Source organism: Pedobacter terrae (assembly GCF_900100705.1).
In the GTDB taxonomy this organism is placed as follows: domain Bacteria; phylum Bacteroidota; class Bacteroidia; order Sphingobacteriales; family Sphingobacteriaceae; genus Pedobacter; species Pedobacter terrae.
This window is the reverse complement of sequence record NZ_FNCH01000004.1, coordinates 303,328-315,905: the sequence shown is the minus strand read 5'-3', so window position 1 is coordinate 315,905 and position 12,578 is coordinate 303,328. Positions and strand designations below refer to the sequence as shown.

Sequence of the window (12,578 nt, the reverse complement as noted above, 5' to 3'; positions counted from 1 at the left end):
ATGAGCAAGAAATTAAAAATATTCATCCTGCTGGTAAGCTTATCGCTTTCGGGTTTTACACAAGAAAAATTAAGCCTTCAGGAAGCCATTTCCATTGCTTTACAGCATAATTACGACATCAAAATCAGTAAAAACCAGATCGATATCGCAAAGAACAATGCCAACATCGGCAATGCAGGTATGTTACCCAACTTAACGGGAAACTACACCAATGGCGGAAGTATCCAGAATACACGACAAAGCCCTGTAACAGGTCCGGATCGGGTAATTACCGGGGCGAAGAGTACCAACAACAGTTATGGCGCAGAGTTAAACTGGACTATTTTTGATGGTTTCAGCATGTTTGCCAATTACGATCGGTTAAAGGAACTGCAAAAACAGGGCGAATTAAATTCACGTTTAACTATTTTAACTACTGTGGCAGATGTAATTACAGCCTATTACGATATTGTAAGACAACAACAACTGGTTAGAGCAGCTGATAGCGCAATGGATGTTTCGGTATTACGTACCAATATTGCCAAAACAAAATTACAGCTTGGACGTGGTTCTAAACTGGATGTATTGACCGCACAGGTTGATTACAATACAGATACGTCAAATTACCTGCAAACCAAAAATGCTTTACAGACCGCCAAAGTTCGTTTAAACCAGTTAATGGTTAGAGATATTGGCACCTCTTTTTCTGTTACAGACAGCATTGATGTGGATAAAGGTATCTTATTTAGCAAAATGGCCGAAATGGCTGAAAAGCAAAATCCTGATGTGCAGAATGCATTTATCAATCAACGTATTGCTTCTTTAAATTTGAAATCCATCCGTGGGGCGCGTTATCCTGCCGTTAGCCTCAACTCTGGTTACAGCAGGGCAAACAGTACCAGCCCGACCGGTTTTAACCAAAAATTTGCAGCTAACGGATTTACCTATGGCGTAACGGCAAGTATCAATTTATTTAATGGTTTTTTACAGCGCCAGCAAGAACGTAATGCCAAAATAGAGATCGAGAATTCGATCCTTAATCTGAACAAAACCAAGCTGGATGTGAATGCGCAGTTACTCACCGCCTACGAAAATTATAGTACTTACCTGGATCTGGTTAAATTAGAACAGCGAAACGTAGATATTGCGAAAGAGAATTTAGATATCACTTTAGCAAAATACCGTTTGGGCAGCATAGCGCCGTTAGAATTAAGAGAAGCACAACGTAATGCTATCGATGCACAAAACCGTTTTATCGAAATGCAATATCAGGCTAAAATAGCCGAAAACACTTTAAAAACAATTAGCGGAAGCATTGATTTAGTTAACTAAACAATGTTAAAAGCCTTGATAAATTGATAAACGTTAATGCTGCTAACAAACATTAAAAAAAGTAACGAAATTATTTCAAATATAAAATGCTATAATTAATTTTTATATTTAGGGCCATGATACTTGTTGCAGATAGTGGCTCATCAAAAACCGATTGGATGGGTTATCATAATGGCGAAACCATTAAATTTAATACCCCCGGAATAAATCCTTATTTCTTAAGTGAACAAGAAATTACCAAGCTGATTTCTAAAAATGAATCCTTATTACAATATGCCGAAGAAGTTAAAGAAATCTACTTTTTTGGAGCAGGTTGTTCTTCACCAGATAAACATGAAGTAGTTTCAAACGGTTTATCAGCTGTTTTTGGCAATGCTTTTATTTCGGTAGATCACGATCTTTTGGGTTCAGTGTATGCTACCTGTGGAAACGCCGAAGGTTTAAACTGTATTTTAGGTACAGGATCTAATATCTGTTACTTTGATGGAAAAATAATCCATGATGGATACCACGGCCTGGGCTATGTTCTTGGTGATGAAGGATCAGGAACTTTCTTCGGAAAAAAAGTACTTTTAAGCTATCTGTACAATAAAATGCCGGCAACATTGGCGGCAGAATTTAAAAAATCTTTCCCTGCAGAAAAAGAACAGATTATCACCAACATTTATCAGAAACCTTTCCCAAATATCTATCTGGCAAGCTTTAGCCGCTTCATGGCCAGCCATAAAGACCACCCTTTTATTGAGGAAATATTAAGAACAGGCTTTCAGGAATTTGTAGATACAAATATTAAAGACTATCCCAAACACAAAAACGTTCCTTGCCATTTTGTAGGTTCCATTGCCTATTATTATCAGGATGCACTGATTTCGGTATTGCGTGAAAATGGTATTGAGCCTGGCAAAATTTTACAGAAGCCCATAGATGAATTGTTTAATTTCATTTTACATAAAGAAGGCATTATTCAGCAGGCCAGCTAAGTTAAAATATACATTCACATAATAATTTGTTAAAATATCCTTAAGATTGTAAACATATCCGCGCAAACTTTTGTTATACTTTTAACAGCATATAATTGCACATACATATGAAGAGAATATTGGTAGTAGACGATGATATTGAGGTTTTAGAAACCATACAATTGATCCTGGAAATTGGAGGGTTTAAAGTTTCGGCACTAAATGACGGTGAGGAAATTTTTAACAGAATCGAAAAATTCAGTCCTGATTTGATCTTACTTGACATTTCTCTTGGGCATATAGATGGACGTGTATTGTGCGAACAGCTAAAATCAATTGAAAGCACTTCTAAAATTCCTATTCTACTTATTTCTGGCTTGTATGATCAAAAAGATTTTACAACCTTAAATTATGGTCAGGATGATTTCTTATCAAAACCGTTCCAAATGGATGTGTTGCTTAAAAAGATTACTAAAATCCTATCGCTTGAAGAAGATAAACCAAGTTTTCTTTTAAATTAAATTTAATCTGATATTAAAATACTTAGCCAAGAAGACTCAAACCTTCTTGGCTTCTTTATTTTCGTGAAAACAACATTTATCCCTATAGCAAATAAATCTGATTAGAATGATACCAAGTAATGAATGGTTAAAAACCTGGAACGAGAAACGTGCATTATTAGCTTGCCCCAACAATTTGAACGATTATTTTGAAGAACCAGATGTAGCTGGCAAAAAGATAGATCGCCTCGAATTGGGAAGTGTTTCTATTCCTACAGGCGGAATTCTGGTTAGAGATCCGTTGGTATATATCCGAAAAGATGCCGAGCCTTATTTAATTAAAGTTCCTATCGGCGAATTCCCGGTAACGGCGGCTGTTGTGGTTCCCGATGGTGAAGATTGCGCGCGATATGCTGCCGTTAAAGTGCAGTTTACCGCTTATGATGCCATTCGTTTTGAAGAAGCGTTAATTGGTACGGAAGACCTGATTGATTTTAATGAAGGTGAATTTTTTGGGTTCAATGTGGATGCAGGCCTAGCTTGCGTACTGGATAAGGAAACGTTAAATCATTTTTGTGCTTTTCAAGAAGCATTTCATAAAGAGCATCCTGGCAAAAACCTATATGATGATTATTTCTCCGCGCTTTTTTCAGCTAATTATGCTGAAAATCCCGATTATCAACGTGAGGAAGGTGATTGGATTAACTGGACCATACCGGGAACCGATTATCACATTCCATTTTTTCAAAGTGGTTTTGGCGATGGCACCTACCCCGTTTATTATGGCTTCGACATAGAAGGTAATGTATGTTCGCTGATTATCCAGTTTATAGATATTGAATTGGCTTATGGTAAAGAAGAGTAGTAATAAATACTTGTTGTCTGTGAGGCACAGACCACGGCATTAAACTGACAAAGACTGTGCTTAACTTAAACATATTGGAAATAAAGACTATGGAATAGGCACCCTGAGTGGAAACCGATCCTATTGGCACAACACCAACTGATCTAAATCGGATGGCACGAATGCCCCCGATTTTTCAGCGGGGCAGAAGGTACAGCGGGGCTAACGTTAATTGAAATACAGGTTTTGCTTTCCAATCATAGTTTAAACTATATACAATAAAAACAACTAGTGTTTTGTGAAGACACAGACCAATCGAAATATACATCTTCCATCTTACCTATATCTGTCATTTTGGCAAACAAATTCTTTTGGAACAACCCTTGATATGCTAATGTAGATTAAACAATTATTTACATATGAGCATACAGGAAAAAGGAAATATTTCTATACACACCGAGAATATTTTCCCGATAATTAAGAAATTTTTATACTCTGATAACGAAATTTTTCTTCGTGAGTTGGTGTCTAACGCAGTAGATGCAGTCCAGAAAATTAAAAGGCTGGGTTCATTAGGTCAGTTTAATGGCGAAGTTGGCGCACCTTTGGTACAAGTTGCCGTTGATAAGGACGCAAAAACCATTACCATTAGTGATAACGGTTTGGGAATGACGGCCGAAGAGATTAAAAAATACATTAATCAGGTTGCATTTTCTGGCGCAAGTGAATTTGTAGAGAAGTTTAAAGATGCAAAAGATGCCAACGAAATCATCGGTAAATTCGGTTTAGGTTTCTACTCGGCCTTTATGGTTGCAGATTTAGTTGAAATTCAAACTTTATCTTACCAGGATGGCGCTGAGCCTGCACGTTGGGTTTGCGATGGAAGTACAGAATTTGAAATTACAGAAGGCACTAAAACTACCCGCGGTACTGATATTATCCTCCATGTAAACAAAGATTCGGAAGAGTTTTTAGAAGAAAGTAAACTGCAGGAAATCCTTAATAAATATGCTAAATTTTTACCAGTTCCAATTAAGTTTGGTACTAAAACAGAACCGGTTGAAGATGGCGTAGATGAAGAAGGTAAAGCTAAATATAATGATGTTGAAGTTGATAACATTATCAATACCACCAACCCAATCTGGACAAAAGCCCCTGCAGATTTGTCAGACGAGGATTACTTAAACTTTTACCGTGAGTTATATCCATTTAGCGAAGAACCATTATTCTGGATTCACTTGAATGTTGATTATCCTTTTAATTTAACAGGCGTACTGTATTTCCCTAAGTTGAAAAACGATTTCGAAATGCAACGCAACAAAATTAAATTATACTCCCGTCAGGTATTTATTACCGACGAGGTTAAAGACATTGTACCCGAATTTTTGATGTTATTGCATGGTGTAATCGATTCTCCTGATATTCCTTTAAATGTATCACGTAGTTTCTTGCAGGCCGACAGCAATGTTAAAAAAATCAATAACTACATTACTAAAAAAGTTGCTGATAAATTAAGCGAGTTATTTGCTAAAGACCGTAAAGCCTATGAGGATAAATGGAAAGACATTGGTCTTTTTGTTAAATACGGTATGATCAGCGAAGAGAAGTTTTACGATAAAGCCAAAGATTTTGCTTTGGTAGGCAACACTAAAAATGAGCTGTTTACACTTCCTGAATATAAAGAAAAGGTAACAGCCTTACAAACGGATAAAAATGGAAATGTAGTATACTTATATACTAACGATGCTGCAAAACAAGATGCTTTTATCCAATCTGCCAATAAAAAAGATTACGATGTTTTAGTGCTTGATTCTCCTATTGACAATCACTTTATTAATCAGTTGGAGCAAAAATTAGAGAAAACATCAATTAAGCGTGTTGACTCTAGCGTTGCAGATAAATTAATTGAGAAAGATGAGCAGAACGAGCATGTTTTAAACGAAGATCAGGTAAAGGAAGTAACTGCAATTTTTGAAAAAGCCATTACCAAACCAGGCATGCAGGTTGAAATTGTAGCTTTACACCCAGATGAGCTACCCGTTACGATTACCATGGATGAATTTATGCGCCGGATGAAAGATATGGCTGCAATGGGTGGTGGAATGAATTTTTATGGCCAGATGCCAGACAGTTATAAAGTTGCCATTAACGGAAACCATAAATTGGTAAGCAAAATTTTAAATACTGAAGGAGAAGAGCAGCAAAACCTCGCTAAACAAGCAGTAGATTTAGCACTTTTAGCACAGGGTATGTTAACCGGAGCAGAGTTAACGGCTTTTGTAAGCAGAAGCGTAGAATTAATTTAATCAAAAAATCCTATTATTTAAAGGGAGAAACCAGACCGGTTTCTCCCTTTTCTTTTACCGGATAGAAACAAAAAAAGTCTTGATCAGATCAAGACTTTCGGATGAGAATTTTTGGGAACTTTTAGATTGGAGTTAATATGTTTAGCTGGCTACATTAGTCTTTTGATCTACATTAAAGTAATCTTTATGATCTTCGATCATTTTTGCGATGATAGCTGCTTTGGTATCAGTTATTTTAAATTCGAACAATGGTTCTTGATTTTTCTTTGATCTCACCATTTTCTCTGTATAAAAACGGTATACTAAACCATTGGTTAATAAGCCATATTTAGCCTTTGTTTTACGGAAATATTTAGATAGGCGCGAATCGTGAATGTCCAAATTATCGTTGTGGTGTTTACATTCAACAAGAATTGTCGGTTCGCCATCTTTCATAATGGTGTAATCCACTTTTTTACTTTTTTTAACTCCGAAGTCTAGAACAGCTTCAGATTGAACCTCGGAAGGGTCAAATCCTAAGATTTGGATAAAAGGCATAACCAAAGCATTCCTTGTTAAATCCTCAGATTGAACTTGTGGAAGCATTTTCTTAATTCTTACGGCAAATTGCCCGATTTCGTCTTTCAATTCCATATTGCTATCTATTAGGTAGTTAATTTTTTAAATGATATTGGTTGAATACAGCATTCGCAGTAGCTATAATCTGATCTAAACTTTGTTTATCAAAAAAGTTTCTGTTCAACATATCAACCATATAAGTTAATTTGTTGATATCATTTGCCTGCATCGTAAACTGAAAATTTTTCATGCCATCTTTTATCGCTTGCTGCACATAATTACGTACCACTAAAAAAGATTTCCTGAATGCATATTCGCCATCTAATTGACCCCTAACAGGCTGCTGTACGTCAAGATTGCTATATTCATTCTGCATTCTCTGGTACATGTCTGAGTTGATTCCTTGATTTTGCAGAACCCCCTTGTAGTAGACTTTATTAAGTAAATATTCGTATTCGTTGTTTTTCATGTGGAGGATTAGTAGATGTAGGGAATATTCTTTGTTCTTCGGTATTTCTTGTTTTTATTTAATAATCTAACCCAGTATTGTATGGCCTGTTTTTAATATTATTATTATCTACAGGCTACACAAGATTGGGCAGGCAGATGTTTTTAATTAGTAATTTCTAACTACTAATTATTTGTTTTTGGCAAACAGTATAAAGATTATAAAAAGATAAAATGGGAATAATTTTTTTACATCAACCACCCAGAATATTACACGAAACCTAGGTTTTTTATAGACAAAACCCTGGAGATAAGTTTTTTTGAGGCGCAATTGTTAATTCAATTCATTTTTATTTAACTTGCATTCAAATCAAATAAACCACAAATTTACTCATGAATCTAAAATGCGTTGTTATCGACGACGAACAACATGCCATTGAAGTATTAACTGACCACATAGCAGAAATGCCAGGCTTGACAGTTTTTAAAACTTTTACCAGTCCAGTCCAGGCACTTACCGAAATAAGTATCGAAGACGAAATTGATTTATTATTTATGGATATTGATATGCCAGGGATAAATGGATTGGAACTGGCCAAAAATATCAGAGAAAAAGCAAAGTATTTGATTTTCACAACTGCGCATCCTGATTATGCCCTGCAAGCATTTGATGTACAATCAGATCAGTATTTATTAAAACCTATTTCCTTTGCAAAATTCGCTTTAGGTATTGATAGGATTTTAAAAAAGGAATCAAATAATAATAGCAAGGTTACTGCGAAAGAAGCTGATCAGGTTGCTGCACTTTATATTAAAGGCGACCATAAATATGCTTTTTCAAACATCGCTATTGATGAAATACTGTATATTAAAGCACTACAGAATTATATACAGATTATTACCAAGTCTGAAATCCACACCACCTATCTTACACTTAAGGAAATTGAAAAGGCTTTAGAAAGCCACCCATTTATCCGTGTTAATAAATCTAACATTGTAGCTAAATCGGCAATTAAAAAAGTAGATGGAAATATAATCCGCCTGGTAAATAACGAGATGATACAGATTGGCGAAGGTTATAAAGAAGCTTTCTTCGCCTACGTACAGAGCAGTTTATTAAAATCGAACCGAAATCATTAATTATAGCATCACTTGGATTTTTGTTATCTGAAGTAGTTATGCGCTCAAACTACAGTTCAAAGATAAAACTTGTCATTACAGTGTGACTTTGATCTCCTGTTGGGACAGTTGTGAAGTTGTTTTTGGCTTTAACATTTTTATAAATAAAAACAGTTTTTTTAGCAAGTTTGGAAGTATGTTGAGCTTTCATGGTATAATCCTTAATATGATAATAAAAATTAAAATAAGTTGTTTGAAAATTAAAGTTCCATAATAAAACTGGTCATCACCGTGTGGCTTTGATCTCCTGTTGGGACAGTTGAAAAGTTGTTTTTGGCTTTAATATTTTTATAAACAAAAACAGTTTTTTTAGTAAGTTTTGCAGTAGGATTTGTGTGTTGAGCTTTCATAATATATAGTATTTAATTTTTTGTGATTATCGTTGTGATTAATTTTCTGTAAAGATGCAGTCCGAAATCAGACCCAACCACTTTTTTACACAAACACCTGCTTTTGGGAGATAAAAACCCCATTTTAATAGATTAAGAGAAAAAAAATGAACCTTTTATATTTAAGAAAATTCTACGAAAAGTATAAGTTTCACTTATTGGTATGGAGCCTTTACATCATTTATGAGGTATTTATTCTTGGTTTAGCTACCCATAGCTTTAGAGAACCCGGAGCTTATCTACTGGTTTATCTTGTGAATATCCTTACCTTCTACACATATGGTTTTTTTCTTAAAAAGATAATCAAAACCGGATCTATCCCCATAAAAATCATAAAGATTACCGCCCTTATCATCATCATCATTTTTGCCTATATAGTTTCTACATTTCTCTTGATTATACTATTCGAGCAAATGGGATTAATTACAGCAAATCCATCCAGGTCTTTAAACAGGGAATTTATATTACCCTGTATTTATCGTTCAATATTGTATATTGGTTATTCTACCGGCTACATATACGTGGTTAAATCATTTCAGGACCAGAAAAAGGTAGAAGCATTAGAGCGGCAGAATCTGGTTACCCAAATCGAGAAACAGGCTTTAGAAAACGACTTGGTTCAATCGCAAAACAATTATCTGCGTAGCCAGATCAATCCACACTTTCTATTTAATACCTTAAATTTCATTTATAATGATGCGCGTAAAAAGGCGCCCATGGCGGCTGATGCCATTATGAACCTGGCAGAAATGATGCGCTATGCGTTAAAACGCCCTGCTGCATCAGAGATGGTTCCACTGAGTGAAGAAATCGAACAGATTGAACACCTGATCAATCTCCATAAACTACGAACGGCCAATACAATCAATCTGGAACTTCAAGTAAGTGGCGATATGTTTGGATTAAGATTTCCACCACTGATCTTACTTACGCTGGTTGAAAATATATTTAAACATGGAAATATTTCGCATTCTACACAGCCGGCGATTATTAAAATTGCTTACGAAAATGATAAGCTGAATATTAACACCATCAACATGATTAATGATAATAAAGGCAAACAGACAGAAAGCCATCATGTAGGGATTGACAATGTTGGCAAACGCCTGAGTAGTTTTTATGGCAATGATTATATATTCAAATATTATCAGGATCAACTTAACCGCTATATCACTGAAATAGGGGTAACGGTAGTTAATCCATTGGCCAGGCTAAACCGTTAATTTTTCGTCGCATTCTGACGCTGAATATCTTTTAGTAGAAAATAATACATCACCATTTCATGCGTTCGCTGATCTTTACTAAAAAGACGGTTTACATGCATATGTATTAAATCGGTTAATAGCTTTAGTATATTTTCTGCAGCACATTGTTGAAGAATGCTGAGAAAAGAACTTGAAAGCATGCTAAACCGCTGCTCCTGTTCTGCTGTTGACGCTGTCCATTCTGCTTTTCTAAAATCCTGATAATGAACATTCAGTTGTTTAAAATCGGTTGCATCTAACCTATGCTCTTCATTAAAGTTATCAGACATTAGTCTTACAATCTTACCGATGACCAATTTATCCAAAATGTTAGATTCAACAATCTCGGAAACTAAAAGACTACACTTTCTATATTTATTAAAATCATCGGTCTGTGTTTCTAAAAGCGATAACACAAATTCACTATCGATAGCAAAGTGCCGTTCAACATCTTCTATCATATTGCTGCCATAACGCTCCAACTCACGTTTATACGTTTTGATCAGCACATCAGATACCAAACCTGAGTTTAAAAAGAGTTCCAGATCATCCATCAAATTTGATATCATGAGTTGTCCATCCTCTGGATTGTTGAGTTGTACCCTAAACCTGATGTGGTTTCCATTTTCATTGTAGCGGATAAAAAACCATGATTTTATCTTTTTTCCATAACGACTCAGAAAGGGTGCAATTACTTCAGTTAAAATCTGATCACTACGTTGCTGGTGGCAATAAATTTCGAAATACAGCCATTCTTTACCTGGTAGAAAAACGCGTGTCACGTCAGTATTTGCAGATGTTTGAGCCAAACCACGATAAATTTGTTCGCTGTGGCCTATGCTTAAAACAAACTGCCCTAAGTAGGGTTTCGCAGCTTCATCAACCACGATACTATTGTAAGGCATTATCATTTCCTCAACATAAGTATTGCCCTGTTTTAGCACATATTGCTGAAAAGCATTTAGATCATTATCGTTCTGCAGGCCGAAGCATAAAGTCTGATCGGACATACCGGCTTTAAAATATGCGCTAATGCCTAAATTATTCAGGTATGATCTACATTCGGCAATAGACAGCATTTTCTGATCAGCCCCTAACAGTGCTTCTTTTTTAATTTTCCATTTGTTACTGCTTAAAACAATATTCTGATATTGTAACCTTGGATAATAATCCAGATCAGGAATAATAGCATCGAGCGGAAAGGAAAGACTGGTTTGCAAGCCCTGATGCTGCAGATCGCACAATAGCCTGAATATAGAAAGATCTGAACGAATGTAATTGTAGGCAGAGGCCATTCTTGGCACTAACCTTTTATTTAACTGCTTAGAACGAAGGATAATCTCTGAGCCCCGAACCGAAATTTGTATATCATTTAAAGCAAGTGGCGATGCTGAGGTATCGAAATTTAAAATTGACAATTGATGCCCATAGATTAATTTCCGCCGATTTACATTATCTACATTGGCTTCTACCATATAAGCTACATCAAAAAATAGAACATCGGGATTTGCCTGTTGTTCTACGGCTGCTATATTCTTTGCATAATGTGCTACATCTTCATCGGCCATGGTAAATCTTCCGCTTAATGCATTGGAAGTTACTCCACCAATCTGTTCTACAAAAATCAGATCATCATGAACTGACATTACCATACTAAATGAATTGGGTAAAGATGTCTGTTTCTGATTCGGCTCCAAGGCAAGTTTGTTCAGATAAATCGTCTTATCTTTTTCGAATTTCTGTTCAGTAAGATAGGTTTTTAACGCTTCTTTAATATTTTCATTTCCAGCTTTTTTAGACGGTTTATTAGTAAAGCGGGTAATAAAATCGCTGTTTTGGCCGGATTGCTCCAATTCATCATAACCTACGCCCATTTCAGGATCTAGTGCCAATAATAACGGTACTTCCTGATCTTCAAATTTCTTCTTAAACTTAACCTGAAACTGACCAAGGGCGTCGTGATCTTTTGCAGGGATTATATTATGGAGCATATTGATCAAACCTGGAATGGCCTGAAGCGAACGTTCATTAATACATCCGGATAAAACTGTACGTTGCGCAATAAGATATTTTGGCAATTCAGCGGAAGCGGTTAGGCCTAAACGTTCAAAATAATCTTCTCCAATGATATTGGGATCGTAGTTGGTAAAAATAAGCTGTAAGTCGTGCATGTCCTGCAGCAAACCAAATAGATTCTTAATTTCCGCATGGTCTAAGTTTAATTGTTTCACCAGATCGTTAAGCCGCACCGGCTTTAAGCAAGCAGCCAAGATCTGTTGTACAAAGTCGTTTTGATCTAACTCTGCCAGTTCGAAAACACCATCAGTGCAGGCGATATAACGGATACTATTGGGTGTTAAATAATAGCTGCTGTTACTAAATAAGAGGCAGTTTTTTTGTAACAGATCTGCCAATGGAAATTGAATATCATTTTTATAAGGCCAATCAATCAGTTCGCGTACTTTCTGAGACTCTTCAATTACTATCCTGCTTTCAAAAGGCTTAATGGCATCTTTTAACAAGCTAAAACCAGCAAAAGTGCCGTAAGGAGTTGACCGGAATTTTGCACGGTTAAAATATTTCCAAATGGTAAAATAAACCTTCGGTGGAAGATCCTTGAGTTCGCTTGCTTTTACGTCTTTTATGGTTTCGTAAAAACTTGCTGAAGATATTAAAATGGCCAACTTTAGCTCCTCCCAGCAATCTACCAGTTCGGATTGATATGAAAATTTAGGTGTTCTAAAAATTACGTTGGGTTGGATAGTTAGCTTCATTGCGTTAAAAGATAAGCCGAAAATTACAAAGATTAATTTAATTATTAGTTTGAAATTGAAGCCAATC

11 protein-coding genes are annotated in these 12,578 nt (G+C 35.7%); 7 read left to right on the top strand and 4 right to left on the bottom strand.

What is annotated here, in order from left to right:
* The 5 genes from BLR60_RS07835 to htpG all read left to right on the top strand — a co-directional run bounded on the left by BLR60_RS07835 (position 1) and on the right by htpG (position 5,920).
* Positions 1-1,311 carry a TolC family protein gene (locus BLR60_RS07835; protein ID WP_090498480.1) on the top strand — a complete coding sequence of 437 codons (1,311 nt, stop codon included), beginning with the start codon at positions 1-3 and terminating at the stop codon, positions 1,309-1,311.
* Positions 1,312-1,427: 116 nt separating this feature from the next.
* The gene (locus BLR60_RS07830) at positions 1,428-2,291 is read left to right on the top strand and encodes an N-acetylglucosamine kinase (RefSeq protein WP_244155610.1); all 864 of its coding nucleotides are present in this window, start codon (positions 1,428-1,430) and stop codon (positions 2,289-2,291) included.
* A gap of 107 nt (positions 2,292-2,398) precedes the next feature.
* Positions 2,399-2,791, top strand: coding sequence for a response regulator (locus BLR60_RS07825; protein WP_090498477.1), 393 nt, complete (start codon positions 2,399-2,401; stop codon positions 2,789-2,791).
* 106 nt (positions 2,792-2,897) lie between these two features.
* Positions 2,898-3,635 (top strand): DUF4241 domain-containing protein, encoded by a 738-nt coding sequence (locus BLR60_RS07820; protein WP_090498475.1) that lies wholly within the window; start codon positions 2,898-2,900, stop codon positions 3,633-3,635.
* 398 nt (positions 3,636-4,033) lie between these two features.
* The gene (gene htpG, locus BLR60_RS07815) at positions 4,034-5,920 is read left to right on the top strand and encodes a molecular chaperone HtpG (RefSeq protein WP_208600594.1); all 1,887 of its coding nucleotides are present in this window, start codon (positions 4,034-4,036) and stop codon (positions 5,918-5,920) included.
* Positions 5,921-6,061: 141 nt separating this feature from the next.
* Here htpG and BLR60_RS07810 read toward each other — a convergent pair whose 3' ends face one another.
* Entirely contained in the window at positions 6,062-6,553 is a 492-nt protein-coding gene (locus tag BLR60_RS07810; protein WP_090498473.1) for a type I restriction enzyme HsdR N-terminal domain-containing protein, read from the bottom strand.
* A 19-nt stretch (positions 6,554-6,572) separates the two neighbouring features.
* Positions 6,573-6,947: a hypothetical protein gene (locus tag BLR60_RS07805; protein ID WP_090498471.1), complete on the bottom strand. Its 375-nt coding sequence runs from the start codon at positions 6,945-6,947 to the stop codon at positions 6,573-6,575.
* A gap of 371 nt (positions 6,948-7,318) precedes the next feature.
* Here BLR60_RS07805 and BLR60_RS07800 point away from each other — a divergent pair, with 371 nt between their 5' ends.
* Complete coding sequence (locus tag BLR60_RS07800; RefSeq protein WP_090498469.1) at positions 7,319-8,065, top strand: LytR/AlgR family response regulator transcription factor; 747 nt, start codon at positions 7,319-7,321, stop codon at positions 8,063-8,065.
* 239 nt (positions 8,066-8,304) lie between these two features.
* Here BLR60_RS07800 and BLR60_RS24820 read toward each other — a convergent pair whose 3' ends face one another.
* Positions 8,305-8,454 (bottom strand): hypothetical protein, encoded by a 150-nt coding sequence (locus BLR60_RS24820; protein ID WP_167354700.1) that lies wholly within the window; start codon positions 8,452-8,454, stop codon positions 8,305-8,307.
* Positions 8,455-8,600: 146 nt separating this feature from the next.
* On the opposite strand from BLR60_RS24820, the gene BLR60_RS07795 reads away from it, so the two are divergent.
* Complete coding sequence (locus tag BLR60_RS07795) at positions 8,601-9,716, top strand: sensor histidine kinase (RefSeq protein ID WP_090498467.1); 1,116 nt, start codon at positions 8,601-8,603, stop codon at positions 9,714-9,716.
* Here BLR60_RS07795 and BLR60_RS07790 read toward each other — a convergent pair.
* The gene (locus tag BLR60_RS07790; RefSeq protein WP_090498465.1) at positions 9,713-12,511 is read right to left on the bottom strand and encodes a lantibiotic dehydratase; all 2,799 of its coding nucleotides are present in this window, start codon (positions 12,509-12,511) and stop codon (positions 9,713-9,715) included. The genes BLR60_RS07795 and BLR60_RS07790 overlap by 4 nt on opposite strands.
* Positions 12,512-12,578: the final 67 nt, after the last annotated feature.

What these genes read in the sequence shown, in the direction of transcription:
- BLR60_RS07835 (WP_090498480.1), top strand. Translation starts at nt 1, where the DNA reads ATGAGCAAGAAATTAAAAATATTCATCCTGCTGGTAAGCTTATCGCTT.
- BLR60_RS07830 (WP_244155610.1), top strand. Translation starts at nt 1,428, where the DNA reads ATGATACTTGTTGCAGATAGTGGCTCATCAAAAACCGATTGGATGGGT.
- BLR60_RS07825 (WP_090498477.1), top strand. Translation starts at nt 2,399, where the DNA reads ATGAAGAGAATATTGGTAGTAGACGATGATATTGAGGTTTTAGAAACC.
- BLR60_RS07820 (WP_090498475.1), top strand. Translation starts at nt 2,898, where the DNA reads ATGATACCAAGTAATGAATGGTTAAAAACCTGGAACGAGAAACGTGCA.
- htpG (WP_208600594.1), top strand. Translation starts at nt 4,034, where the DNA reads ATGAGCATACAGGAAAAAGGAAATATTTCTATACACACCGAGAATATT.
- BLR60_RS07810 (WP_090498473.1), bottom strand. Translation starts at nt 6,553, where the DNA reads ATGGAATTGAAAGACGAAATCGGGCAATTTGCCGTAAGAATTAAGAAA.
- BLR60_RS07805 (WP_090498471.1), bottom strand. Translation starts at nt 6,947, where the DNA reads ATGAAAAACAACGAATACGAATATTTACTTAATAAAGTCTACTACAAG.
- BLR60_RS07800 (WP_090498469.1), top strand. Translation starts at nt 7,319, where the DNA reads ATGAATCTAAAATGCGTTGTTATCGACGACGAACAACATGCCATTGAA.
- BLR60_RS24820 (WP_167354700.1), bottom strand. Translation starts at nt 8,454, where the DNA reads ATGAAAGCTCAACACACAAATCCTACTGCAAAACTTACTAAAAAAACT.
- BLR60_RS07795 (WP_090498467.1), top strand. Translation starts at nt 8,601, where the DNA reads ATGAACCTTTTATATTTAAGAAAATTCTACGAAAAGTATAAGTTTCAC.
- BLR60_RS07790 (WP_090498465.1), bottom strand. Translation starts at nt 12,511, where the DNA reads ATGAAGCTAACTATCCAACCCAACGTAATTTTTAGAACACCTAAATTT.